The organism is Glutamicibacter sp. NPDC088483 (genome assembly GCF_044753145.1).
Classification (GTDB): Bacteria; Actinomycetota; Actinomycetes; order Actinomycetales; family Micrococcaceae; genus Glutamicibacter.
Window position 1 is genome coordinate 151,272 of the sequence record NZ_JBIVMP010000005.1, and the last position, 24,641, is coordinate 175,912.

28 protein-coding genes are annotated in these 24,641 nt (G+C 60.6%); 22 read left to right on the forward strand and 6 right to left on the reverse strand.

Going from position 1 to position 24,641, the window contains the following annotated elements:
- The 3 genes from gatB (at nt 1) to ACIP6G_RS11830 (ending at nt 3,191) form a co-directional block, all read left to right on the forward strand.
- Nucleotides 1-1,509 (forward strand): Asp-tRNA(Asn)/Glu-tRNA(Gln) amidotransferase subunit GatB, encoded by a 1,509-nt coding sequence (gene gatB / locus ACIP6G_RS11820; RefSeq protein WP_332594776.1) that lies wholly within the window; start codon nt 1-3, stop codon nt 1,507-1,509.
- A 143-nt stretch (nt 1,510-1,652) separates the two neighbouring features.
- Entirely contained in the window at nt 1,653-2,585 is a 933-nt protein-coding gene (locus tag ACIP6G_RS11825) for a hypothetical protein (RefSeq protein ID WP_400290230.1), read from the forward strand.
- Nucleotides 2,586-2,648: 63 nt separating this feature from the next.
- Nucleotides 2,649-3,191 carry a GrpB family protein gene (locus ACIP6G_RS11830; protein WP_400290232.1) on the forward strand — a complete coding sequence of 181 codons (543 nt, stop codon included), beginning with the start codon at nt 2,649-2,651 and terminating at the stop codon, nt 3,189-3,191.
- Here ACIP6G_RS11830 and ACIP6G_RS11835 read toward each other — a convergent pair.
- Nucleotides 3,145-4,092, reverse strand: coding sequence for a GlxA family transcriptional regulator (locus ACIP6G_RS11835; RefSeq protein ID WP_400290234.1), 948 nt, complete (start codon nt 4,090-4,092; stop codon nt 3,145-3,147). The genes ACIP6G_RS11830 and ACIP6G_RS11835 overlap by 47 nt on opposite strands.
- Nucleotides 4,093-4,201: 109 nt before the next feature.
- Between ACIP6G_RS11835 and ACIP6G_RS11840 the strand changes: the two genes are divergently transcribed.
- The 5 genes from ACIP6G_RS11840 (at nt 4,202) to ACIP6G_RS11860 (ending at nt 5,662) form a co-directional block, all read left to right on the forward strand.
- Nucleotides 4,202-4,570 (forward strand): isochorismatase family protein, encoded by a 369-nt coding sequence (locus ACIP6G_RS11840; RefSeq protein WP_400290570.1) that lies wholly within the window; start codon nt 4,202-4,204, stop codon nt 4,568-4,570.
- Nucleotides 4,548-4,739 carry a hypothetical protein gene (locus ACIP6G_RS11845; RefSeq protein WP_400290237.1) on the forward strand — a complete coding sequence of 64 codons (192 nt, stop codon included), beginning with the start codon at nt 4,548-4,550 and terminating at the stop codon, nt 4,737-4,739. Before ACIP6G_RS11840 ends, ACIP6G_RS11845 begins: the two co-directional genes overlap by 23 nt.
- 89 nt (nt 4,740-4,828) lie before the next feature.
- The gene (locus ACIP6G_RS11850; RefSeq protein ID WP_400290239.1) at nt 4,829-5,068 is read left to right on the forward strand and encodes a hypothetical protein; all 240 of its coding nucleotides are present in this window, start codon (nt 4,829-4,831) and stop codon (nt 5,066-5,068) included.
- A complete protein-coding gene (locus ACIP6G_RS11855; RefSeq protein WP_400290242.1) occupies nt 5,061-5,369 on the forward strand; it encodes a GNAT family N-acetyltransferase in 309 nt (102 codons plus the stop codon). The genes ACIP6G_RS11850 and ACIP6G_RS11855 overlap by 8 nt, the downstream gene beginning before the upstream one ends.
- Before the next feature lie 119 nt (nt 5,370-5,488).
- Entirely contained in the window at nt 5,489-5,662 is a 174-nt protein-coding gene (locus tag ACIP6G_RS11860) for a hypothetical protein (protein ID WP_400290244.1), read from the forward strand.
- A gap of 26 nt (nt 5,663-5,688) precedes the next feature.
- On the opposite strand, the gene ACIP6G_RS11865 is transcribed toward ACIP6G_RS11860, so the two are convergent.
- Nucleotides 5,689-6,162, reverse strand: coding sequence for a DUF664 domain-containing protein (locus ACIP6G_RS11865; protein WP_400290247.1), 474 nt, complete (start codon nt 6,160-6,162; stop codon nt 5,689-5,691).
- Nucleotides 6,163-6,225: 63 nt separating this feature from the next.
- On the opposite strand from ACIP6G_RS11865, the gene ACIP6G_RS11870 reads away from it, so the two are divergent.
- The 4 genes from ACIP6G_RS11870 (at nt 6,226) to ACIP6G_RS11885 (ending at nt 9,314) form a co-directional block, all read left to right on the forward strand.
- On the forward strand, nt 6,226-7,149 hold the full coding sequence (locus ACIP6G_RS11870) for an aminoglycoside phosphotransferase family protein (protein ID WP_400290249.1): 924 nt from the start codon (nt 6,226-6,228) through the stop codon (nt 7,147-7,149).
- Nucleotides 7,150-7,291: 142 nt separating this feature from the next.
- On the forward strand, nt 7,292-7,936 hold the full coding sequence (locus ACIP6G_RS11875) for an isochorismatase family protein (RefSeq protein WP_400290251.1): 645 nt from the start codon (nt 7,292-7,294) through the stop codon (nt 7,934-7,936).
- Nucleotides 7,937-8,033: 97 nt separating this feature from the next.
- Nucleotides 8,034-9,143, forward strand: coding sequence for a low temperature requirement protein A (locus tag ACIP6G_RS11880; RefSeq protein WP_400290253.1), 1,110 nt, complete (start codon nt 8,034-8,036; stop codon nt 9,141-9,143).
- A gap of 48 nt (nt 9,144-9,191) precedes the next feature.
- Nucleotides 9,192-9,314, forward strand: a complete 123-nt coding sequence (locus ACIP6G_RS11885) for a hypothetical protein (RefSeq protein ID WP_400290255.1) — start codon at nt 9,192-9,194, stop codon at nt 9,312-9,314.
- A gap of 26 nt (nt 9,315-9,340) precedes the next feature.
- On the opposite strand, the gene ACIP6G_RS11890 is transcribed toward ACIP6G_RS11885, so the two are convergent.
- Together ACIP6G_RS11890 and ACIP6G_RS11895 are read right to left on the reverse strand one after the other, a co-directional pair.
- Nucleotides 9,341-9,994 (reverse strand): HAD family hydrolase, encoded by a 654-nt coding sequence (locus tag ACIP6G_RS11890; protein ID WP_400290256.1) that lies wholly within the window; start codon nt 9,992-9,994, stop codon nt 9,341-9,343.
- A gap of 55 nt (nt 9,995-10,049) precedes the next feature.
- The gene (locus ACIP6G_RS11895; RefSeq protein ID WP_332503593.1) at nt 10,050-10,496 is read right to left on the reverse strand and encodes a MarR family transcriptional regulator; all 447 of its coding nucleotides are present in this window, start codon (nt 10,494-10,496) and stop codon (nt 10,050-10,052) included.
- 114 nt (nt 10,497-10,610) lie between these two features.
- Between ACIP6G_RS11895 and ACIP6G_RS11900 the strand changes: the two genes are divergently transcribed.
- Both ACIP6G_RS11900 and ACIP6G_RS11905 read left to right on the forward strand, forming a co-directional pair.
- Nucleotides 10,611-11,792 (forward strand): MFS transporter, encoded by a 1,182-nt coding sequence (locus ACIP6G_RS11900; RefSeq protein WP_400290258.1) that lies wholly within the window; start codon nt 10,611-10,613, stop codon nt 11,790-11,792.
- Between the two features lie 44 nt (nt 11,793-11,836).
- Nucleotides 11,837-12,667, forward strand: coding sequence for an aldo/keto reductase (locus ACIP6G_RS11905; protein WP_400290260.1), 831 nt, complete (start codon nt 11,837-11,839; stop codon nt 12,665-12,667).
- A 440-nt stretch (nt 12,668-13,107) separates the two neighbouring features.
- Here ACIP6G_RS11905 and ACIP6G_RS11910 read toward each other — a convergent pair whose 3' ends face one another.
- Entirely contained in the window at nt 13,108-13,473 is a 366-nt protein-coding gene (locus ACIP6G_RS11910; protein ID WP_105657172.1) for a hypothetical protein, read from the reverse strand.
- Between the two features lie 348 nt (nt 13,474-13,821).
- On the opposite strand from ACIP6G_RS11910, the gene ACIP6G_RS11915 reads away from it, so the two are divergent.
- Nucleotides 13,822-14,784, forward strand: a complete 963-nt coding sequence (locus tag ACIP6G_RS11915; RefSeq protein WP_332595285.1) for a carbohydrate ABC transporter permease — start codon at nt 13,822-13,824, stop codon at nt 14,782-14,784.
- A gap of 154 nt (nt 14,785-14,938) precedes the next feature.
- Here the strand turns inward: ACIP6G_RS11915 and ACIP6G_RS11920 are convergent, their stop codons facing one another.
- Nucleotides 14,939-15,850, reverse strand: coding sequence for a LysR family transcriptional regulator (locus tag ACIP6G_RS11920; RefSeq protein ID WP_105657174.1), 912 nt, complete (start codon nt 15,848-15,850; stop codon nt 14,939-14,941).
- A 135-nt stretch (nt 15,851-15,985) separates the two neighbouring features.
- On the opposite strand from ACIP6G_RS11920, the gene tdh reads away from it, so the two are divergent.
- From tdh to hutI, 7 genes are all read left to right on the forward strand, one after another.
- Nucleotides 15,986-17,038, forward strand: a complete 1,053-nt coding sequence (gene tdh / locus ACIP6G_RS11925; RefSeq protein ID WP_105657175.1) for an L-threonine 3-dehydrogenase — start codon at nt 15,986-15,988, stop codon at nt 17,036-17,038.
- Nucleotides 17,039-17,069: 31 nt separating this feature from the next.
- Nucleotides 17,070-18,269, forward strand: a complete 1,200-nt coding sequence (locus ACIP6G_RS11930; RefSeq protein WP_400290261.1) for a glycine C-acetyltransferase — start codon at nt 17,070-17,072, stop codon at nt 18,267-18,269.
- A 70-nt stretch (nt 18,270-18,339) separates the two neighbouring features.
- Entirely contained in the window at nt 18,340-19,356 is a 1,017-nt protein-coding gene (locus tag ACIP6G_RS11935) for a LacI family DNA-binding transcriptional regulator (protein ID WP_400290263.1), read from the forward strand.
- Between the two features lie 134 nt (nt 19,357-19,490).
- A complete protein-coding gene (locus tag ACIP6G_RS11940) occupies nt 19,491-20,849 on the forward strand; it encodes an ABC transporter substrate-binding protein (RefSeq protein WP_400290265.1) in 1,359 nt (452 codons plus the stop codon).
- 68 nt (nt 20,850-20,917) lie between these two features.
- Nucleotides 20,918-22,057, forward strand: coding sequence for a carbohydrate ABC transporter permease (locus ACIP6G_RS11945; RefSeq protein ID WP_400290267.1), 1,140 nt, complete (start codon nt 20,918-20,920; stop codon nt 22,055-22,057).
- Nucleotides 22,054-23,001: a carbohydrate ABC transporter permease gene (locus ACIP6G_RS11950; RefSeq protein WP_105661767.1), complete on the forward strand. Its 948-nt coding sequence runs from the start codon at nt 22,054-22,056 to the stop codon at nt 22,999-23,001. Before ACIP6G_RS11945 ends, ACIP6G_RS11950 begins: the two co-directional genes overlap by 4 nt.
- Nucleotides 23,002-23,137: 136 nt before the next feature.
- Nucleotides 23,138-24,325 (forward strand): imidazolonepropionase, encoded by a 1,188-nt coding sequence (hutI, locus tag ACIP6G_RS11955; protein WP_400290269.1) that lies wholly within the window; start codon nt 23,138-23,140, stop codon nt 24,323-24,325.
- Nucleotides 24,326-24,641 lie beyond the last annotated feature (316 nt).

A 24,641-nucleotide genomic window follows, 5' to 3' on the forward strand; every position in this document is an offset into this window, starting at 1 on the left:
ATGAGCAACTACACCGATGAACTGGTCGACTTCGATACGGCGCTGGATCGCTACGACCCGGTCCTGGGCTTCGAGGTCCACGTTGAGCTGAACACCAAGACCAAGATGTTCTCCGACGCGCCGAACGCTTTTGGCGATGCCCCGAACACCAACGTCACCCCGGTAGACCTGGGCCTGCCCGGCGTGCTGCCGGTAGTCAACAAGACCGCCGTGGAGTACTCCATCCTGATCGGCCTGGCACTGAACTGCCAGATCGCGCAGAAGTGCGGCTTCGCCCGCAAGAACTACTTCTACCCGGATACCCCGAAGAACTTCCAGACCTCCCAGTACGATGATCCAATTGCCTTCGACGGCTACCTGGACATCGAGCTGGAAGACGGCGAAGTCTTCCGCGTCGAGATCGAACGCGCCCACATGGAAGAAGATGCCGGCAAGCTGACCCACATGGGTGGCGCTGCCGGGCGCATCCAGGGTGCGGACTACTCGCTGGTTGACTACAACCGTGCTGGTGTTCCGCTGGTGGAGATCGTGACCAAGCCAATTACGGGTGCCGGCAAGCGCGCTCCCGAGCTGGCCAAAGCCTACGTGGCCGCCGTGCGCGAAATCGTGAAGAACCTGGGCGTTTCGGATGCCAAGATGGAACGCGGCAACGTGCGTTGCGATGCCAACGTCTCGCTGATGCCCAAGGGCGCCCAGAAGTTCGGCACCCGTACCGAAACCAAGAACGTGAACTCCCTGCGCGCGGTGGAGCACGCCGTGCACTTCGAGATCGAGCGGCACGCAGCGGTGCTGGATTCCGGGGCGAAGATCGTCCAGGAAACCCGCCACTGGCATGAGGACACCCGTTCGACCACCTCGGGCCGCCCGAAGTCGGATGCCGATGACTACCGCTACTTCCCGGAGCCGGATCTGGTGCCTATCGTCACCACCGCCGAATGGGTCGAAGAGCTGCGCGGCCGCCTGCCGGAACCGCCAGCCGAGCGCCGCAAGCGCCTGAAGGCCGAGTGGGGCTACGCGGACAAGGAATTCCGCGACGTGGTCAACGCCGGTGTGCTCGACGAGATCGAGCAGACCATTGCCGCTGGCGCCAGCGCCGCTGTGGCCCGCAAGTGGTGGATGGGCGAGATCGCCCGCCTGGCCAAGGCCGCGGACAAGGACATCGCCGATCTGGGCGTGAGCGCTGCGACCATCGTTGAGCTGAACTCGCTGATCGAGGCGAAGAAGATCAACGACAAGATCGCCCGCCAGGTGCTGGAATTCGCCATCGCCGGCGAAGGCACCCCAAGCGAAATCGTCGAGAAGCGCAGCTTGGCTGTGGTGAATGACGATGATGCCTTGGGCAAGGCCGTGGATGATGCCATGGCTGCCATGCCTGATGTGGTCGAGAAGATCAAGGGCGGCAAGATGCAGGCCATCGGTGCGCTGATGGGCCCTGTCATGAAGGCCACCCGCGGACAGGCCGACGCCGGCCGCGTGCGCGAAATCGTGATGGAGAAGCTGGGACTCTAGTCCCCGGACTCCAAACCCTGCGCCAGCCTCGGACTTCCAATCGTGAAGTCCGAGGCTGGCGTTTTTTAGCAAGCATTACGCGCAAGCGGTCTTGATGGCACAAGTTTTTATGATTCGTTTTTATATTCAGTTATCATCTGAACATGATCAATGCATCTCGTGGAGCAAGAATTTTCAGCACGGTGGCCGCGGTTGGGCTGCTGCTCACTGGGTGCAGCGAACCGGAGCCGGACCTGGAATCCTCAACGCCAACGGTAGTTCCTTCGCCGAGCAAGGAAGAGCCTGGGATCGAATCCCTGCGAGATGCGGATCTTGGAAACGCAATCTGGATGGATCCGATGGCGCTCGATGGCAATCCCTCGAAGATCCGTCTTGAGAATTCGAAAGCCAGCGATGAATTCAACAGCTATGAGCTGGGCAAGATCGTCTACGCGGATCTGGACGGCGACGGCGTAGACGATGCCGTCGCATCGTTCATCAGCACGTCCGGCAATGCCTATTGGGAGCACTTCGTCGCCTGGGTTGCGACGGAGGAGGGGCCAGTCCAGGTTCCCGGCGAGATCGCTTATTCGCATAATTGCGGATCCACCGTTGCGAGCGTGGTGCCAGCCACGCAGGGCGTCAAGGTCACTGAGTACCTGCGCAGCGATTTCCAGAATACTGCCTGCGCGGAAAATGCCCCGCTGGAACAGGTTCGAACGGTAGGCGTAAAACAGTATTCCGGCGATGACCAGTACTACCTCGTGCGCACGGACGCTCTTGGAGGCGACGGTGGATACTGCCACCCGGAGGCAAAGGGCGACACCATTTCCGTGTCGATCCCCGTCTATTCTGCCCCGAACGCCAAGAGCGAGATGCCTTTGGAAGATCAAGAAATGATGGGCTACCTGGCCGGACCGGAAGCCATGGAGGAAGTCACCGACGACGGGCAGTGGATGCTGGGCACGGTGCTGATCAGGGATGGGCAAGCGGAGTCGGGCATGCAGACGCGCTGCGCGTGGATGCCGACGATGAAAAACCCGCTGCATACCGACGGGGACGCGGTGCTGGGTGAAAACGGCCAGCCGGCTGGATAGGGCGAAGTGGAACCTGCCTGGAATCGCACCTTCCGGCTTCTGTCATCGAGGCATACTGGATAGATGAATAGCGACTGGTTCGATAGGCCCGGTGGTGAACCTGTCCATCTTGTCGAGCATGATCCGTCGTGGGCCGTCCAGGCCGCTGATTGGATGCTGCGCATCAAGGCCGCCATTGGTCCTGACGCGGCATCTGCAGAGCATATCGGGTCGACAGCAGTTCCGGGCCTCATCGCCAAAGCAGTTCTCGACCTCCAAATAGCTGTTCCGGATATTTCAGAAGAGTCCGCGTACCGCAGCGGCCTCGAAGCGCTGGGGCTTGTGCTGCGGCAACGGGAGACCGGCCATCTCTTCTTTCGTCCGCCCGCGGGAGAGCCCCGAACAGTGCATGTTCACGTGTGCCAACTCGGTTCGGTCTGGGAACGCGAGCATCTGGTGTTCCGCGATCGACTGAGGGAAGACGCCAATGTTGCTACCGCATATGCCGAGCTGAAACAGGACTTGGCCACGAGGGTCGGGGATGACAGGATCGCTTATGCGCGAGGCAAGGCGCAATTCATCAAGGACGTTGTCGACGGAAAGTCGCTGCATGGCCGGTCGGCGTGATCCCCAATCGCGACGAGAAATGCTTGCGCAGCAGATCATCAGAAGCAAAGCCAACCTGACGGGCAACGGCGCCAACCGACAGGTCGCTTTGTTCCAGTAGGCGTTGGGCCTCGCTGACTCGAAGATCATTGAGCCATGCAATAGGTGTTGTCCCGACCGCGTCTGAGAACCACCGGTGAAAAGTCCGTGGTGACATTGCGCAGACCGCTGCTAGTTGTTGGACGTTCCAATGCCGTTGAAGATCTTGGCTGACTGCCAGATGCAGTTGTTCAACTGACGGCGATGAATTCCCAGGGATGCTGGTATCCGCGTATTGCGCTTGGGTTCCCGGTCTGAAAATAGGGGTGACCATGGCCTTCGCGATAGTTTCTGCAGCGCTGGTTCCCCAGTCCAGACGTACTAGATGGAGTAATAGATCAACTCCTGCGGTGACTCCAGCCGAAGTCCATACTTTGTCCTCGCCACAATACAAATCCCTCGACTTGACGTTGACCTCTGGATAACGCCTTGCAAGTTCATTGGCAAAACGCCAGTGGGTCGTCGCGCTTCGCCCATCGAGCAGTCCTGCAGCGGCGAGTGTGAATGCGCCGGTACACAATGAGGCGACAAGGACCCCGGAGGAAGCAGCTCGTGCAACTGCTGCCACTTCCTGCGGGTGAGGTTCTGCGAGCGGATTCTCGCTTCCTGGAACCACCATCATGTCGAGTTCCTCCACCGAAGCAAGCGGATGTGTGCGCCGTATTGAGCGAACCGGGTCAAGAGCGGTGACCGTGGTTGCTGCGAGGATTCGAACTGCGGGCCGGGGGAGACCACGGTCGGTTCGGTCGTCGTACACCTCACGTGCAACTTCGATATCAAATGCTCGACGGCCCGGCCCAATTAGAATCCCCACAATGGACATGGCGCAATCTTATCGAACCATGTCATTTATGCCACTGGTTGGGTTCCTCGATCCCTGATGAAGTAGAAGCATGATGACAAGTACAAAGACCGCATTGATCGTGGTTGACATGCAACAGGGTTTCTACGACACCTCATGGGGCCCGACAACCAACTACCCGCAATGCGAGAACAACGTTGATCGGCTTCTCTTGGAGTGGTCCCAAAAGAACATGCCGATAGTGATCGTCAGGCACGATAGCCGAAATTCGGACTCGCCCTTGTTCGTGGAAAGTCCCGGCAATAATCTTCACGAATCGGTGCAAGCGGTCACCCCTGATCTGTTCGTAACCAAGTCAGTGAACTCATCATTTTATGGCTCCCCGGATTTGGGCCAGTGGCTGAGGTCCAATCAGATCAAAAAAGATCGTGGTTTGCGGAATCCAAACCAACTTGTGTGTAGAAGCCACCGCCCGGATGGGCGGAAATCTGGGATTTGACATCATTGTGCCTCTCGATGCCACACGAACATTTGATCTGGCAGGACCTGACGGCACGGTAATACCGGCAGCCACTCTGATGCAGGTCACGGCGACCAATCTTCACGGAGACGGCTTTGCGCTGGTGGTTTCGACGCGAGAGATTCTGGATTCATTGAAAGCGGCCTGACATGGAAGCAGATATTCGGCCGGGTGCTGTCGCCACCGGATTCATGTTTACGCTGACTGGATCCGGCATGTCTTCTATAGGCTTGCCCCATGAATATCTCGTTCACAGCAATGGCACCGGAAGACAGCAGTGCCATCGCCGCTTTTCTATCAAGCAACAGCTTCCCATTCCATGTCCGTCGGAACTGGACAGAGCCGGAGCTGAGACGACTAGTCGATAGCGGACGATATTGGAACAGCGAGAGCCAAGGATTCTGGATTATTGGCGACGGAGAATGCTTGGGAATGGCAGTACTCGAAGATCTGGAAGACGACACCCCCCATGCTTGAGCTGCGCTTGGCGGAAAAGTACCGGGGATCAGGCCTGGGTACCCTCGTACTGAGGGAATTGACCGCCAAGGTGTTCACTGATTTCCCCGGCACCCTGCGCTTCGAAGGCCAAACCAGGGAAGACAACTTCGCGATGCGCAAGACTTTTCTTCGCGCCGGATTCCTCAAGGAAGCGCATTACCGGATGGCGTGGCCCACCGGCGACGGGCGCCATCTCGCCTCGGTTGCCTACGCGATCCTGCGCCAGGATTGGGAATCCGGGACCACTACCCGCTTCGATTGGGAAGATCTGGACCTGTGAGCGGCGCGCGGTCCTGCGGCATTTGATTCGGTGCCTCTGGCGAATGCGCACTGATCCTGCTAGGGTTTCACACCAAATCAACTACCGCTGAGCGGTAGAAGGCTTCTAGGAGGGTAGCCATGGCTGCATGGCCCAGAATCGCGGCGCTGGCCATGCTGCTGGCCGCCATGGTGGCATTGGTAGCATTCCAGTGGCTTCCAGCTCTCTTGTTCTTGCCTGCTGCAGGAGCCTTGCTCGTTTGGGACAGCTCTGCGCGCGGACGCTCTTCAGGCCGCGGGAAAGGCCATGGGTAGGCCAGCTGTGACCTGCCGGATGCCTTTCACGACGCGTCTTTGGCCAAGTGATCCCGGGTGATTTCCAGATGCCCCAAGTGCTGGCAGAGCTCTTCGAGCACATGCAGCAGCACGCCCTGGCAGGTGGACATCCAGTATTCGCCCTCCCTGCGTGGCGGGGCCGCAACGGGAGCATCATGCATGGCAGTGAACGCCAGGTCGTTGGCGAACGCCTTCCTGGCCTCATGCGCCAGTTGCAGGGCAGCCTCCTTGTCCATCACCGCGGTGAACTCGGCGGCCCGATCGCGGGGGACCTCGATGCCGAGATTGACCGTGGAAGACCAGCGGCGCATCATCCCGCAGCAATGCAGCACCAGCTGCACCGGCGAATTGCTGCCGTGAACGGGCAGGACGCTATTGGCCTGTTCCTGCGGAATGCTCGCCAAGGTTTCGGTAAGCTGGTCGAATTTCTCCAGCAGGAGCGTGGCGAGGATCTGCTCGCCGGGTGCAGGGGAGTCCATGCACCGATTCTAGAACGATTCGCGCGGCAGGGTGAGCCATGCGGGGTGCACTAGCATTGAGCAATGACTTCTTCTGTCTCCACGGATAAGGGAATGCCGCCAGCCGAAGTTGAAATTGACGCGGAGCTGGTCAGGCACCTGCTGGTTAGCCAGGCGCCGCACTGGGCGAACCAGGACATTGCCTATCTGGCTACCGGGTGGGATAACGAGGTGTACCGGCTGGGTGCTGAGCTGGTGGTGCGCCTGCCGCGCCGGGAACTAGGCGAGGCCATTGGACTCAAGGAACGGCGTTGGCTGCCGCAATTGGCCGCCGAGACCGGCCTGCCCATCGCCATGCCGGTCTTCGTTGGACGGCCCGCACCGCAGTACCCCTTCACGTTCTCCATCTGCCCCTATGTCCCGGGCCGCAGCGCCGCGACGGTGGACCGCCGCAGGCGCGATGGCTACGCCGGAGAATTCGCGCAGTACCTGTACCGGCTGCACCAGCCTGCCGGAGCCGCAGCGCCCAGCAGCGAATTCCGGGGCGTGGGGCTGGCCGCACTCGATGCGAAAACCTGCGGCCAGATTGCGGCGCTGGACTCCCCGCTGCGAGGTCCGGCGCAGGCCCTCTGGTCCCACGCATTGTCCGCCGCGCCGCATGATAAGGCATCGCTGTGGTTGCACGGTGATCCGCATCCGCACAATACGGTCATCACTGAGCAGCACGGCCGCTGCCAGCTAGCGGCGCTGATCGATTTCGGGGATTTGTGTGCCGGGGACCCGGCCTCGGATCTGGGCATGCTGTGGATGCACTTCAGCGCCGAAGCCACCGCCTCGGCTTTCGAAGGCTACGGCGCCCAACCGGGCAGCGACCTGTGGCAGCGGTCCAGGGGATGGGCGCTGCGCTACGCCATGCTTACCGCAACGCTTACCGAGGAGGATCCGCTGGGCCGCATCGGGCGCCAGACGCTGCGACTGCTGCTCGCCGGCGGCCAGTACCGGAAGTGAGCAGCAACCGGCCGGCGCGGATCGGGATTCTTGGAAGTGACCGGGGAATTGCTCCGGGCACTGGCCGGGCCCGGTTGCCGGCGATAGCCTGAAGCCACGCACGAAGTTTCTTGCAACTTCATCGATCCATGATGAGCTGGACATGGCCAAGAAAACCTCGCCGGAACCGGTTCGCGATCAGCGCGCAGATCACTTGCTCACTCCGGAGAATTGCGTGCTGGCGTTGATCGACTTCCAGCCCGAGCAGTATGGCACGGTCACTTCCACCACTCGCGAGCGGATCGATCTGAATGTCGTGGCGCTGTGCCAGCTGGCTACGGAGTACGGGATTCCGGTGGTGCTCTCGACCGTGGGCGTGGACATGGGAGTCAACCAAGGCACCGCGCAGGTGATCAAGGACGAGCTGCCCGGGGTCAAGGAAATCGACCGCAGCGGAGTCAACGCCTGGGAGGATGCCGAGTTCAGGCAGGCCATCGAAAGCAGCGGCCGGCGCAAGGTGGTCATGGCCGGGTTGTGGACCGAGGTCTGCCTCGCCTTTCCCACCCTGGACATGCTTTCCGAAGGCTACGAGGTCTATCCTGTAGCCGACGCGGTGGGCGGCATATCCCAGGCGGCGCACGACTTCGCCTTCGAACGGATGATCGCCGCCGGCGCCCAGCCGGTCACGGCCATTTCCTTCGGAGGCGAGCTCATGCGCAACTGGGCCCGCGATGATTCGGACAAATTGCGCAAGATCATGCGCTGGTACTTCCCGCTGAAGCATGAACTGGATTCGGCTGGGAAGTAGGCCCCGCGGATTTGCCGAGGCGTCAATGCGATAATTCCAGCTGGCGGTTACCTATTCTTGTGAATGTCCTCCGTTGAGTTTTCGAGAAAGCCGCACGATGTCCGCCAGCACGGGTCTTGATTTCTATCAGCACGGCCTGCACCGCATGCGCGGACGCGATCCGCAGGAGCAGAACCGGACCGCCACCACCTTGGAACTGTTCTTCGACCTGACGTTTGTCACGGCCTTCGGAATTGCCGGCAGCGAGCTGGCCCACGGCATCGAGGTGGGGCACTATGCGCCGGCCATCATCTCCTTCGCCATCGCGTGCTTGTCGATCATCTGGGCCTGGGCCAATTACGCGTGGCTGGCCTCGGCCTTCGACAACGACGGCTGGCTGTTCCGGAGCCTGACCTTGGTGCAGATGGCGGGCGTCATCGTGCTGGCGGTCGGCATCCCGATGATGTTCGCCTCCATCGATCAGGGGGCGGTGCTTGATGCCAATGTGATGGTCGCCGGCTACATTGTCATGCGCGTGGCGCTGATCGGGCAGTGGCTGCGGGTGGCCCGGCACGATCCGCAGCACCGGATGTCAGCGCGCGGCAATGCTATCGGGGTGGGCATTGCCCAGCTGGGCTGGACCTCATTCCTCTTCCTTCCGCTCTCGCTGGTTCCGGCGTTGTGCTGCCTGGCGGTCTTCTGGATCATCGATTTCAGCGCACCGCTGATTGCGGAGCGGGTGGCCCGTTCCCATGGCGAATCGGGTATTCCCTGGCACGCCCACCATCTGGCGGAACGCTATTCGCTCATGTCGATCATTGCCCTGGGCGAATGCATCGTGGGAACCTTGGCAGCTGCCCGGACGATCTCCCAAGGGGCGAACTGGAATTTCGAGAGCATCGTGGTGGTCGCCGCGGGCGTGCTGATTTCTTTCTCGCTGTGGTGGGCGTACTTCCAGCTGCCCTCCGGACCGGTGCTCCATTTGCGGCGGGACAAGGCCGCGGCGTGGATCTTCGGGCATATTGCGCTTTTCACGTCCATTGCCGCGATCGGCGCCGGGCTGCACACCATCGGCTACGCTTATGATCCCGAAGCCGCTACCGACCCAGTGGTGGTCATTGTGGCTCTGGCGATTCCGGTTTTCGCCTTCATGGTCATCATTACCCTGCTGCTGACCTGGTTGCTCGGTGCCCCGATGTTCACCTGGGCGCATTGCCCACGTTCCTGATGCCGCTGGCCGCTGGCCGCGGCCGGGCTCAGCCAGCTGGGCGTTCCGGTGTGGGCCTGCTTGCTGGTGCTGCTGTGCTCGCCGCTGACCGTGATCATCGTCTACGAGCTGGGGTATTGGCGCAAGCTGGCAGTATCCCTGGACAGGGTCCTGGTCCGGCCGGCGGGGTAGCGGTACTCGATCAGCCCAGCCGGCAATTATGCTCCGGAAGCCATGCCGGGCAGTGCGTCCATGCTGCTGAACACCTGGGTTGCTCCGGCCGCGCGCAGCAGCTCGGGCGAAGTGCTCGTGGGTCCGCCGTTGGAATAGCCGTACACCGTCGCGCCGGCCGCGATCCCGGCAGCCACCCCGGTGGCCGTGTCCTCGATAACCAGTGCGCCAGCTGGGTCAAGGCCCAGTGACGCGGCTGCGGCCAGGTAGACATCCGGTGCCGGTTTGCTGCGTGGGCATTCCATGCCGCTGAAGACCCGGTCTCCGAAGTACTCGGTGAACCCGGCCAGGGCCAGCTGCATTTCGACCTTGGCCCGGTCTGCGCCAGTGGCGCAGGCAATGTTCTGGCCGTAGACCGCCGAAATCTGCTTGACTGCTTCCAGCGCTCCGGGGATCGGCTGCAGCTCGGAGCGCAGCGCTTCGTCGCGGCGTGCGCGGAACTGGCTAATCCACTGGTCGTCGATGCGGAATCCGGTCTGGTCGAGGATGGGTTGCCACTGGTCTTTCAACGCCTTGCCGATGAAGATCTCGATGCATTGCTCGGGGCTGATCTCCCAGCCCAGCTCGATGAGCATCTGGCGGAGCACGGAATTGGTGATGGACTCGGAATCCACCAGGACGCCATCGCAATCGAAAAGCACGGCGGAAAATTTCGGATGCAGCAAGGACGGTCCCTTCCAAGGATTCAGCAATTGGCTACGCGGCAGAGAATTCGTGGAGAATGCGGGCCAGCGGCGCCAGCTCGGGCTGCTCTTCTGCCTGCTTCAACACGCGTTCCAGCGTGGCATCGTGAATGGGCTTGGCCTTCTGGTACAGCTCGTGGCCAGTGGCAGTGAGCTCGGTGTAAATGCCGCGGCGGTCATCGGCGCACAGCACCCGCGAGAGCAGATTGCGGTCTTCGAGCCTGGTAACCAGTCGCGTCGTTGCGCTGGGGCTCAGGGCCGTGGCGCGGGCCAGCTGCGCCATGCGCATATGCCAGCCATCCTGACGATTCAGGGCATCCAGAAGTGTGTACTCGACCACAGAGAGCCCCACTTGCGCCGTCAGGTCCTTTTCAAGTGCAGTATCGATTAATCCGTGCAACGACGCCAAAGTGCGCCATCCTCTTGCCCGAATTTCGACAGCATCATCTGCGATTCCCATCGGTTCCTCCAAAAGTACTTGCTTGCGCTGGTTAGTTGCGTGTGCAACGATAGTGTTCATCGCGCAATAACAAGCGTGTGCAACTAATTTATCTAGTCTATCAGGAGTAACGCTATGCCGCTCGGTCTTATTGCGTTGGCCATCGGTGCCTTCGGCATCGGGCTTACCGAATTTGTCATCATGGGCTTGTTGCCGGATGTGGCGGCCGACTTCGGCGTCAGCGAGGCCGCAGCTGGCTGGCTCATTTCCGGATACGCATTGAGCGTGGTGGTCGGCGCCCTCGGCCTGACCGCAGCCACCGTCCGCTGGCCGCGCAAGCCGGTGCTCGTCGGTTTGCTGGTGCTTTTCATCATCGGCAACTCGCTTACCGCGATGGCAGCAACGTACGAAGTGGCCATGATCGGCCGTGTCATTGCTGCCCTGTGCCACGGTGCCTTCTTCGGCATCGGCGCGGTCGTGGCAGCCGACCTGGTCCCGGCCAACAAGAAGGCTGGCGCCATTGCCATCATGTTCACCGGGCTGACCGCGGCCAACGTACTGGGTGTTCCCTTCGGTACCCTGCTGGGGCAGCATTCCGGCTGGCGCTCGACTTTCTGGGCCATCTCCGGCATTGGCGTTATCGCCCTGATCGGCATCCTCGTGCTGGTGCCAGCCATCAAGCACGCAGCCGAAGGCATCTCCCTGCGCAGAGAACTCGGGGCCTTCACCTCGCTGCAGGTCTGGCTGTCCCTAAGTGTCACGGTCCTTGGCTACGGTGGCATGTTCGGCGCCTTCACATACATCGCCTACACCCTGACCGAGGTCACCGGATTCAATGAGACCAGCGTTCCATGGCTGCTGATGCTCTTCGGCGTGGGTCTGTTCGTCGGCAACTGGATCGGTGGCCGCATGGCTGACAAGAGCATCGACCGCACTCTGCTCATCTTCATCTCGGCACTGCTGGTGGTCCTTGTCCTCTTCGGATTCTTCGCAAGCAACCAGATCGCCACCGTTATCGCTTTGCTGCTGATGGGCGGCTTCGGGTTCGGAACCGTTCCCGGTCTGCAAAGCCGCATCATGCAGTACGCCGGCAATGCACCGACCCTGGCATCCGGCGCCAATATCGGTGCGTTCAATGTCGGCAATGCGCTGGGCGCATGGGCTGGCGGCCTGGGCATTGCGGCAGGCCTGGGCTACACCTCGCCGATCTGGATCGGCGCGCTGATCACCCTCGTCGCACTGGTCGTTATTCTCCTGGCCATGGGCTTGGCCAAGAAGTCTTCGGCAGCATCACCCCAGCTGGTTACAGCTGGCTAATCCACAGTTTTGTTCAGTCCCCAACCAATTTCTAGGAGTTAGACATGACTACCCCCATTCCAACCATCACGCTGAACAATGGCGTTGAAATGCCTCAGGTAGGTTTTGGAGTCTTCCAGGTTCCCAACGAAGAGACCACTGCTGCAGTGGGTTCAGCGCTCAAGGCCGGCTACCGCAGCATCGATACCGCCGCCATCTACGGCAATGAGGAAGGCGTGGGCGCAGCACTGGCCCAGTCCGGCATCGCCCGAGAAGACCTGTTCATCACCTCCAAGATCTGGATTGCGGACATGGGTTACGAGCAGGCGCTGGAAGCCTTTGATGCAAGTCTTGAGCGCTTGGGCCTGGACTACCTGGACCTGTACTTGATTCACTGGCCAGCCCCGGAAAAGAATCTCTACGTTGAGACGTGGAAGGCGCTGGAGAAGCTGTATGCAGAGAAGAAGATCCGCGCCATCGGGGTTTCCAACTTCCAGCCTGAGCACCTGAAGCAGCTGGTCGCCGAAGGAACCATCGTTCCGGCCGTGAACCAGGTGGAGCTCCACCCAGCTTTGCAGAACCGCGAAGTCGTTGCAGCTAACGCGCAGCACGGTATCGTCACCGAAGCATGGAGCCCGCTGGCTCAGGGTGCAATGCTCACCGACGAAACCATCGTGGGCATCGCTCAGGCACATGAGGTGTCCGCGGCTCAGGTCATCCTGCGCTGGCATCTGCAGCAGGGCCGGGTGATCATCCCGAAGTCTGTGACTGAATCACGAATCATCGCCAACTTGAACTTGTTCGGCTTCAAATTGACCAGCGACGAACTGGCAAGCATTGATGCCCTTGATCGCGATGGACGCACCGGCCCAAACCCGGACACCTTCAACGGCTAACTTGATGACAACAACCAAGATGCTGCCTGTGCCCTCATCGGGCCACGGGCAGCATCTATGGCTTGGATAGTCCGAGGATTTGTTCGGATGTGGACTTTCTGCACTGGCGCCGGCTGGCCACAAGCATTATGGAGTGACGGACGACTATGCGTCTGATACAGCTATACGGCGGATCGTACAGTTTCCATTGATCAATGCTCTGCGGAAAAATGTAGGTAGAAATCATGTTTCGCCCGTCGGCCAGCTATACAGTCAAATGGAGACAGATCGGCGACGCGTGCTGTCTCCGGTTCGGCATCCTGCTGGTACGGCAAATTTTTTTCTGCCGCAGTCACGGTTGGAGAACGCAACGGCGCGTACTTGCTTGAGAATCATGCCTATCAGCGCCGTAAGTTCGCCTTTGGAGATTTCGAATGCCGAACTTGCAACTGCAGCGGGCGTTAGTTCGCCACCCCGGAGATAGCCACGGCGAGGACTCCACCCGTTCCCTCACCGAGGATGCCGTTGAATTGCACCGCATCGACCTGTGCCGTAGACAGGATCTCTGAAACCGATACGTTGTTCTCCTCGCCATTGCAGATGACTTCGACAGTATCGTTGCCGCTCCAACTGGACCCAGTCTGGGTAGCGAATCCGAGTCGAAGCGTTCCCTCTCCGAAGCAACTGACGCGGATCCCCGTGATCCGGGCGCCGGAGTCATAGTTGAGAACGATGCCCGAATCAGTATCTCCCGGAGTACCTTGGCCAACGCGCAGGGTGCCCCCACCGAGGGATCCCTTTGCAGACGTGGCTGCCTCTAGGAACATACTTGCCTCGTTTTGTGACTGATTCCAATCGACCTCAGGCATCGACGAGCAAGAGGCCAACCCGATAATAAGGACAGTTGGCATGATGACCGGAGAAAGACATTTAACCATTTGAAGCCATACTATCAAGGTGACTGAAGAATGAAACTTTGGTGTAACCGGACTGTCAGAGCTACGGCACGGCTGGTGTTTGAACGTGTTTGGTTTTAGGCGCACAATGTAGAAAGTTCAAAGGCCGTGAATCTGGGCGCGCTTTGTCTCAAAGAGGTGACGTACGCTGGGAGAAGTTGGATCCGCTCAGCCTTTACCCTACCTGGCGACGGAGCGCCCGCGTCGAGGATCCGATTCATGAGCGTCCATGTAGATTCGAAAATAAGTACTTCTACCGCGCAGGACCGCAATCAGTCTGAGACGGGCTCGACGATTGCTAAATCCAGACTGGGAAAGCTCGTATCCGTGAAACCGGTTCAATCAAATCGTGAAACTACGTTGTTGAGTCGGCTGATTGTCACTATCGTGTTGGGATGCTTTGCGATTTATTTCCTAGCACCAATATGGTGGTTACTGGTGTCGGCTTCAAAACCGATGGGCGAGCAGTTTGCTGCTCCAGGTTTTTGGTTCAACGGAATGCACCTGGGGAACAACATCGCCGAGTTGTTGGCGGCACGCGACGGAATTTTCCTGCGGTGGATTATGAATTCCGTATTTTATGCCGGGATCGGTGCCCTGGTTGGGACGTTACTGGTATCGATGGCTGGCTATGCCATGGCCAAATACCGCTTTCGTGGACGCGAAGTAGTTTTCAGTGTGGTGCTAGCAGCGGTACTAATTCCCAAGATTCTTTTCACTTTGCCCCTGTACCTCATGTTTTCAGAGCTGGGATTGATCAATAATCCATTGGCTGTCCTGCTGCCCAGTATCGTCAGCCCCTTCGGTGTATACCTTTCGCGAGTCTTCGCCGCGCAGTCCGTACCTGACGAAGTAATTGAAGCAGCGCGTCTTGACGGGGTAAGTGAAGTTGGGATCTTCTTCCGCGTGGGTGTGCGCATGATGACGCCCGCGCTGGTGACCATCTTCTTGTTCAATTTTGTAGAAATCTGGAATAACTATCTGTTGCCTGCAATGGTCATCAATGACTCCTCATTGCAGCCCGTGACAGTGGGTTTGGTGGCTTGGTTTGCTTCCAATGGCAAGGTGCCAATGTCGCTGTTAGTCGTTGGAGCACTGGTTTCCGTGATTCCGTTGCTGTTGCTATTCCTGTTCCTGCAACGCTTCTGGAAAGCAGGCCTGACAGCTGGCGCCATCAAATAAGCGGAATGCCCAAGGCTCGGTATTTTTACATCATTGGTCAGCAAAGCGGCCAGCTCAACGCTCTAGGTTGAGCTGGCCGCCTTGCTGTTCGGAGCTGTCCGGGAAAGTGGAAAAGCCTCCCAAGAAATGGCCTCCAACGCGAACTAACCCGGCGCTAGAGATTTTCGGCCACCAACTTCCGCGCCGTCTCTCTGAGGGCATCGATAACTCGAATAACTGTCGGTCTGTGAAGGTGTTCGGCGCGTACCAGGATGTCGATTTGTCGACCGGATTCCAAGCCTGAAACTGGTCGTAAAGTCACATCCTTGCCCAGCATGGACCGCGAAGTGAAGCGAGGCAAAATTCCCAAGCAATGACTGGCTCGTACCAGTGCGGCTGCCGTGCCGTAGTCGTTGACCCGATGCTCAATTCGAGGAGCCGACCCCGACAACGCGGCGATGGTATCGAGCACATCAGCCGGCGAGAATCCTGGGCGGGAGACCACCCAAGGCTCTTCGATAACTTGAGCTGGCGAGAGACTTTCAAACCGTGCCAGTGGATGATCTTGATGCACAGCAATATCTAGGGGTTCGAAGGCCAATGGGATTACGGAAACTCTGTCGGCAGGCCAGGCCTCGGTATGCGGCATTCGGTGAGCGAGGACCAGATCATATGTAGAAGTTAGGGCCGGAAAATCTTGTTGTGAAACGTCTTCATCAAAGAAACGCAAGGGCGGCAGGTCATCATCACCGGAATTCAGTAACGGCGCGAAGATCGTTTGGCCAATGGAATGAAATCCAGCGATGAGTACCGGTTGGGCAAAGTTGCCTTCATAGTTCCTGATCTTGGAGTCTGCCTCGGCGAGAGTTGAAGCAACCTGGGCGCTGGCTTGTGCCAAGATCCTTCCTTGGCTGGTGAGTACTAGCCGCCGTCCCTCTTTCTGTGTCAGTGGCACAGGGAAATTGCGCTGCAGTTGGGCCAAATGCTGCGAGACCGCCGAGGGCGAGACAAAAAGGGCCTTCGCCACGGCGTTGACGCTGCCCAAATCCGCGAGTTCACGCAGAATCCTCAACTGATGCAATTCCATGAAGTAAATTCTAAATCGTTGGATCAGTAAATCAGTGATCTTCTAAGGTGTTGTACCGTGCTGTCGGGTGCGACACTTGAAGCGACCCCATGTCTGTGTTGCGCGCACCCAGGTGCCCAATCCAAAGGAACCCGCATGAAAGCACTGTACAAGTCCGGCCCGCACGCGGGGCTGGAACTCGTTGATCGCCCAGAACCAGAGACCGGCGCCCACGAGGTCAAGATCCGCGTCATGACCGCCGGAATCTGCGGCACCGATCTGCACATCGAAGCCTACGATGATGCAGCCAAGGCCATGATCAACACCCCGCTGGTTCCGGGCCACGAGTTCTACGGCGAGGTCGTGGAAATCGGCGACTTCGTGCACGGGGTCAAGATCGGCGACCGCGTCTCGGGTGAAGGCCACGTTGTGTGCGGCCTGTGCCGCAACTGCCGCGCCGGACGCAAGCAGATGTGCATCAACGTCGATTCGGTAGGCGTGCAGCGTGACGGCGCATTCGCCGAATACGTGGTGATCCCCGAAAGCAATGTCTACATCCACCGCGATGAGCGCATCACCCCACTGCTCGGCGCCATCTTCGACCCGTTCGGCAATGCCGTGCACACCGCACTGCAGTTTCCGATGGTGGGCGAGGACGTGCTGATTACCGGCGCCGGACCCATCGGCCTGATGGCCGCGGCAGTGGCCCGCCACGTCGGCGCCCGCAACATCGCCATCACCGATGTCTCCGAGCAGCGCCTGGAACTGGCCCAGTCCATGGGCATCGATCTGGCCGTGAATGTCGCGACCACCCGCATCAAGGAAGCGCAGCAGAAGCTGGGCATGGTCGAAGGCTTCGACTACGGCATGGAAATGTCCGGGCACAAGACCGCCCTGCCGGAAATGATCGAGAACATGAACCATGGCGGCAAGATCGCCATGCTCGGCTTGCCCAGCACCTCGATCGACATCAACTGGGGCAAGGTTGTCACCCACATGCTGACCCTGCGCGGCATCTACGGCCGCGAAATGTTCGAGACCTGGTACGCCATGAGCGCCATGCTCACCTCCTCGGAGGTGATGCGCGAGCGCATTGCCTCGGTGGTTACCGACTTCCTGCCGGCCACCGAATGGCAGCAGGGATTCGAAGCTGCTCGCAGCGGGCACGGCGGCAAGGTCGTGCTCGACTGGACCGTTTTCTCAGGCTAAGAATTTCCCGCATCAACAAGGAGCATTTGCAATGTACACGGATCTCAAAGACCAGCTTGCCGCCGAATTGGACGAGCTGAAGTCCTCCGGCCTGTTCAAGGCAGAACGCCACATCGACTCGGCCCAGTCCGCTTCCATCATGGCCGGCTCGCTGGGCGACGATGCACGGAAGGTGCTGAATTTCTGCGCCAACAACTACCTGGGCTTGGCCGATAACCAGCAGATCATCGACGCGGCCAAGACCGCCATGGATGAGCGCGGCTTCGGCATGGCCTCGGTCCGCTTCATCTGCGGCACCCAGGACCTGCACCTGGACCTGGAAGCCAAGCTCTCTAAATTCCTGGGCACCGAGGACACCATCTTGTTCTCCAGCTGCTTCGATGCCAACGGCGGCGTGTTCGAATCGCTGTTCGGCAAGGAAGACGCCATCATCTCCGATGCGCTGAACCACGCCTCGATCATCGATGGCATCCGCTTGTCCAAGGCCGCGCGCTTCCGCTACGCCAACCAGGACACGGCCGACCTGGAAACCCAGCTGCAATCCGCCGCGCAGCTCAACGGCGGGGCGGGCGCCCGCCGCACCATCATCGTCACCGATGGCGTCTTCTCCATGGACGGCTACCTGGCTCCCTTGGAGGCCATCTGCGATCTGGCTGACAAGTACAACGCGCTGGTCATGGTCGATGACTCCCACGCCGTGGGCTTCATGGGCGCCACCGGGGCAGGCACCCCGGAGCATGCAGGAGTCTCAGACCGCGTGGACATCTACACCGGCACCTTCGGCAAGGCATTGGGCGGCGCCTCGGGCGGCTACGTGTCCGGCCGCGGCGAGATTGTCGCGATGCTGCGCCAGAAGGCCCGCCCGTACCTGTTCTCCAACTCGCTGGCTCCATCGATCGTGGCTGCCACGTTGAAGGCGCTGGACCTGGTGGTGGACTCCGGGGACCTGCGCGAGAAGCTCTTCGAGAACGCTGCGCACTTCCGCCGCCGCATGACCGAAGAGGGCTTCGAATTGCTCGACGGCGAGCACGCCATCATTCCGGTGATGTTCGGCGACGCGGTCAAGGCCGCAGAGGTCGCAGGCAAGATGCTGGAGCAGGGCGTCTTCGTCACGGCCTTCAGCTTCCCGGTAGTGCCCAAGGGCGCCGCGCGCATCCGCGTCCAGCTTTCTGCCGCGCATTCGGCTGAGGATATCGAGGCCTGCGTGCAGGCATTCGTCGCCAGCCGCTGACCCAGGGGGATTGCCCGCCGCCGTGTTTCAATAGGGATGACGAGTTGGAATAACCAAAGGCGGTGGGCTCATGGCCACCAGGAACGACGTGGCGCGCTTGGCCGGCGTATCTCCTAGTACCGTGTCCTACGTGATCAGCGGCCGGCGCACCATTTCCGAGGCGACCAAGGCCAGGGTCCTGGCGGCCATGCGGGAGTTGAACTACACCCCGGATGCCTTTGCCCAGGGCCTGGCCGGATCGCGCCGGGGCATCCTTGCCCTGCACTTTCCCACCAGCCTGGACGGCTATTCTTCCACCGAGTTCGAGTACGTCACCGCCGCCATGGAGCGTGCCCGCGCGCTGGGCTACCACATGCTGTTGTGGTCCAACCCGATGACCGATGCCATGGGATTGGAAAGCCTGGTCGGGCAGAAGCTGGTGGCCGGGGTGCTCTTGATGGAAGTGTCGATCAATGACCCGCGCTTTGATGTCCTGCGGCGCGCGGGCATTGCCTTTGCCTCCATTGGCCGTCCCGATGACAGCGCGGACCTGTCCTATGTCGATAATGATTTTGCCCAGGCCGGGCGCATCGCGGTGGATTATTTGGCGAGCCTCGGCCACCAATCCATCATGTACATCAACGTATCGGTGGAAGACCAGGAAGCCGGCAACGGCCCGGCCGTCCGCACGGCCCGGGCCATCTGCGATGCCGTGCGCGATCGGGGCATGGCGATGCAGGAAGTGCCGGTGGAAAACAACGCCCGCGGCGGCCGCGCGGCGCTGGATGCCTATCTGGAACTGCACCCGCGACCCACTGCGGTGCTTGCGCTCAAGGAGTTCGCCACCGCGGGATTTGTCAACGCCGCTGGCCTAGCTGCGTTGCGGATCCCCGATGACCTCTCGGTGATCGCCCTGGGGGTCGGGGACCGTTCGGCCGAGATGGTTGCCCCGGCGCTGACCACGGTAGCCCCGCCGGGGGAGGCCATTTCCCATGCCGCGGTGGACGCCCTGGTGCAGCAGATCGAGGGGCGCTCCCAGGCGCCGGTGCAGCAACTGGTCGCGCCGCTGATGGTGGTCCGGGACAGCTCGGGCCCGGCACCGCGATGACCTGCCCGCGCCATTTTCTCCACGGTGTTCACCCATAACTGTTGACGCGCGTCGATGACCTGCGTCACTATTGAGGGGATCACTCGTGCCAGGCCGCCTCATCCGGCAGGGCATTACCCAACGTGGAGGGCATCATGACTAAAGCAAAACGTGGGCTGAAGTTCGCGCCGGTTATCTCGGTGGCAGCAATCGGCCTGCTCCTGGCCGGTTGCTCGGGCGGAGCAGACCCCAATGACCCCAACGCCTCCGGCGGCGGCGAAGCCCAAGTGGGCCAAGCCGACGGAGTCGTCGATATCTACGGTCCGGTCACCGGCATTGAAGCCGAACTGCTGGAAGAATCCTGGGCCAAGTGGTCCGAGGAGAACGGCATCAAGATCCGCTACACCGGCGACAAGAACTTCGAATCCCAAATCGGAATCAAGGTCCAGGGCGGCGACACCCCGGACCTGGCCGTCTTCCCGCAACCCGGCTTGCTGCAGGCCACCGTGGCCCAGGGCAAGGTGCAGCAACTTCCCGAGGCAGTCCAGTCCCAGCTGCAGAGCAACTGGTCCGAGGACTGGCAGAACTACGGCAAGGTCGATGGGGTGCAGTACGGGGTGCCGCTGATGGCCAGCGTGAAAGGCTACATCTGGTACTCGCCCAAGCAGTTCGAGCAGTGGGGCTTGAGCGTCCCGGAAACCTGGGATGAAATGACCACCCTGGGCACCGAAATCTCGAAGCAGACCAATGAACCGGCCTGGTGTGCCGGATTCGCCTCGGGCGAGGCATCGGGATGGCCGGGCACCGACTGGATTGAAGACGCGGTCCTGCGCCAGTCCGGAACCGAAGCCTACGACAAGTGGGTTTCGGGCGATCTGGAATTCACTTCGCCAGAAATCACCAGCGCCTTCGAATCCGTTGGAAAGATCCTGCTGGACCCAGAGCAAGTCAACGCCGGATATGGCGACGTGAAGTCGATCAACGCCACCGCCTTCGGCGATGTTGGCACGGCCGTGGCCAAGGCAACCTGCCCGCTGACCCACCAGGCATCCTTCCTGGAAGGATACGTCCTGGATTCCAAGAACGCCGATGGCGAGAAAGCTACCGTGGCGCCTGACGGGGATGTCTGGGCTTTCGTTGCCCCGCCAGCCAAAGCCGATGACCCCGTATCTGTTGTAGGCGGCGGTGAATTCGTTGCCGCCTTCTCCAATGATGAGGATACCGCCAAGGTCCAGGAATACCTGGCCAGCGCGGATTGGGCCAATAGCCGCGTTGGACTCGGCGGCGTGATCTCGGCGAACTCCGGGCTTGATCCGGAGAACGCCAGCAGCGACCTGCTGCGTTCCGCTGTTGAATTGCTGCAGGATCCGAACACCACTTTCCGCTTCGACGGGTCTGATCTGATGCCCAAGAGCGTCGGCTCCGACTCCTTCTGGAAGGGCCTGGTGGACTGGATCGATGGCAAGCCGACCAAGGAAGTGCTTGAAAATATCCAGTCCGGCTATGACTCCTAGTCGCCATCTGGTCCATCGCCAACGGCCGGGAGCCCCGGTCGTTGGCGGGATTGTAGGAGCCTGAGCGCATGTCTGAATTCTTCCAGTGGCTGGCTGGCGTTCCGCCGCTAGTCCAAGTGCCGATCGTCCTGGTTGTCTTCGCGGTCTTGATCGCAGCGATCCTCGCCTTTGTCGAGATAGCGACCAAGGGCGGACGGGTTTTCGCCGTCGTGCGCTTTGCCGCCGCGGTCTTGGTCCCGGTGGCGATCCTGCTGGTCCTGGGCCTGTACAACTCCGTGATGTGGGTGGCCGCGCTGGCCGCGGTGCTCGGTGCGGTGCTGTTTTTCCTGGACCGGCGCTCGCGATCCGGCGCCGGCTCGCTGCTGCAGCTGTCCGGTTTCCTGGCTCCGGCCATGCTGCTGCTCGCTATGGGCTTGATCTACCCCACGGTCCGCACCGCGGTCAGCGCCTTCATGGCCAACGACGGATCCGGCTTCGTCGGCCTGGGGAATTTCCTCTGGGTGTTCACCAGCCCCGATGGCCTGACCGCCCTGCTCAATACCTTGGTGTGGGTTCTGGTGGCGCCCGTGGTCTCCACTATTATCGGATTGGCCTACGCGGTATTCATCGACAAGAGCCGTGGCGAGAAGTTCTTCAAGCTGCTGGTGTTCATGCCCATGGCGATTTCCTTCGTTGGCGCGTCGATCATCTTCAAGTTCTTCTACGACATCCGCCAGGGCGAGCAAATAGGCGTGCTCAACGCGATCATCACGGCATTCGGGGCCACCCCGGTCGACTGGCTCGGGCTCGAACCGTGGAACACGTTGTTCCTGGTGGTCATCCTGATCTGGACACAGGCGGGATTCGCCATGGTCATCCTGTCCGCGGCCATCAAGGGCGTGCCCGCAGAGCAAATCGAAGCAGCCTCCCTGGACGGGGCCAGCCCATGGCAGCGTTTCGCCAATGTCACGCTGCCGGGGATCCGCTCCACCGTCATCGTCGTATTGACCACCATTTCCATTGCCTCGCTCAAGGTCTTCGACATCGTCTCTTCGATGACCGGCGGACGCTCGGATACAACGGTGCTGGCATTCGAAATGGTGCGCCAGTTCCAGCTCGGGGCACGCACCGGCTACAGCTCGGCCCTGGCCGTCATCCTGTTCATCCTGGTACTGCCGATCATCATCTACAACGTCCGCCAGCATAAGAAGCAAAGGGGAGTCCGATGAGCACCGTCAGCGAATCCTCTCGACGCCTCTTGGCAGCTACCGAGAAAACCAGCGGGAAACTGCGCAAAGCCACCACCTCCCGCGCAGCCACCATTGCGGCGTTCATCATTGCCGCGGTGTGGACCATCCCCACCTTCGGCCTGTTTGTCTCCTCCTTCAGGCAGGCTGATGACATCAAGACCTCGGGCTGGTGGACGGCCCTGTCCAATCCTTCATTCACGCTCGATAACTATGCGCAGGCCTTTGCCTCCGGCGACAGCCTTCCGCTGTCCAAGGCGTTCCTGAATTCGCTGGTCATCACCATTCCGGCGGCGATCGTGCCGATCCTTGTCGCCAGCTTGGCTGCCTACGCTTTCGCGTGGATCAACTTCAAGGGGCGCAATACGCTCTTCGTTCTCGTTTTCGCCCTGCAGATCGTTCCGATCCAGATGGCGCTGGTTCCGCTGCTCCAGCTGTTCTCGGACGGAGTGAAGATCGGTGGGCTGTATATCCTGCCGGGCTTGGGAGTCAACGGGTTGGATGGCGCCTACGCCAAGGTCTGGATTGCCCACACGATCTTCGCCTTGCCGTTGGCGATCTTCATGCTGCACAACTTCATTTCGGAGATCCCCGATGAGGTCATCGAGGCTGCTCGTGTTGACGGAGCCGGGCACGGGAAGATCTTCTCGAAAATCGTCCTGCCCCTGTCGATGCCGGCTATTGCTTCCTTCGGAATCTTCCAGTTCCTCTGGGTGTGGAATGACCTCTTGGTGGCGACGGTCTTCACCTCGGGTGGAGGCTTGCCGATCACGAAAGCGCTCCAGGACCTCTCGGGTACCTACGGGCAATCCTGGGAGCTGCTCACCGCAGGCGCTTTCATCTCGATGATCATTCCGCTGGCGGTCTTCTTCGCCCTGCAACGGTTCTTCGTGCGGGGATTGCTGGCAGGTGCCACCAAGGGGTAACCCTGGCCTGCAGTGGGAACAATAGGGTGCCAGTCTGAAATCCCAGACGGGCACCCTATTGTTCTGCCCCATAGGCAACGAGCCATGGGTAGGCTCTTGGCTAAAGGATTGGAAATACCACGAAGGCGGAGCGCTCATGGCAACCCTGTTGCTTACCAACATTGGACAGCTGACTACGGTTGACGCGAAGGGGCGCGTGCTGGAAGACGCGGCGGTGCTGATCGAGGACGGACTGGTTGCATGGATCGGCAACATGGCGCATGCACCTGCTGCGGGACACGAGATCGATTTGGGCGGCCGTGCGGTGCTGCCCGGTTGGGTTGATTCCCACAGCCACCTGATTTTCGGCGGCGACCGCGCCGAGGAGTTCGTAGCCCGCATGGCAGGCCAGTCCTATGCCGCTGGAGGCATCGCGGTCACCACATCGGCCACCGGGCAGCTCTCGGACAAGGAACTGGCCGACCTCGTGGCTGATCGCCGCCGTGAAGCTCTGGCGATGGGCACCACCTGGATGGAAACCAAGACCGGCTACGGCCTGGCACTGGAAGAAGAAATCCGGCATTCGGTGCTGGGCAAGCCGCTGGTCGATTCCCTGACTTTCCTTGGCGCTCACTTGGTCCCGGCAGGATGGGATGCCGATGACTACACCGATTTGGTCACCGGACCGATGCTGGATGCCGTGGCGGCCAACGTCGACTTCGTGGATGTCTTCTGCGAACGCGGCGCATTCACCGAAGAACAGTCGCGCCGGGTCCTGGACGCCGCAAGGAACAAGGGACTGGCGACGAAGGTCCACGGAAACCAGCTGGGTCCAGGGCCGGGCGTGAAGCTGGCCGTAGAGTTCGGCAGCTACTCGGTAGACCACGTGAATTACCTGGACGAACAGGACCTCCAGGCGCTCGCCGGAAGCTGGGCTGGCTGGGACACGGCAACAAGAACAGGGACTGCGGGCACCGTCGCCACCTGCTTGCCCGCCTGCGACCTGTCCACACGGCAACCGCTGGCCCCGGGCCGTGCACTGCTCGATGCAGGCGTGCGAATCGCACTGGCAAGCAACTGCAATCCGGGTACCAGCTACACGAGCAACATGAACTTCTGCGTGGCTACCGCAGTGCTCCAAATGGACCTGACCCTGGCTGAAGCCATCGAGGCGGCAACCTACGGAGGGGCACTCGCGCTGGGCGTTGCCGACCAAGTGGGATCCATTGAGATCGGCAAGCGCGCGGATCTGCATGTTCTTGACGCGCCAGTTGCTGCGCATCTGGCGTACCGTCCCGGGATGGACCTGACCCACAGCGTGTATCGGGCCGGCAAGGCGATCTAGAGCGTTGCAGGAGCTCATCGACAACCCGGATGGATTACGCGCGCCCAGGGAAGGGGATAGGGATGGCAGGGATCCGGCCGCAAGGATTCCTCGGCCCCGAGCCGTGCTGCGGATTGAAGCAGTCCAAGCCGTAAGCAAAACTAGGACGCTGCATTCTGTCCGCCCGGTAGATAGAAGCGATGAGAAGCCTTCAATGCCTGCTCCTGCTGGACGCGCAGGTCCGGTACTCCCAATTCCCGACGATTGTTGGCGGCTTCTGGTGAGATCGAGGCAAGCCTCCGTGCCTTCCTGGACCGGTAGCTTCCTAGCGCTGGGG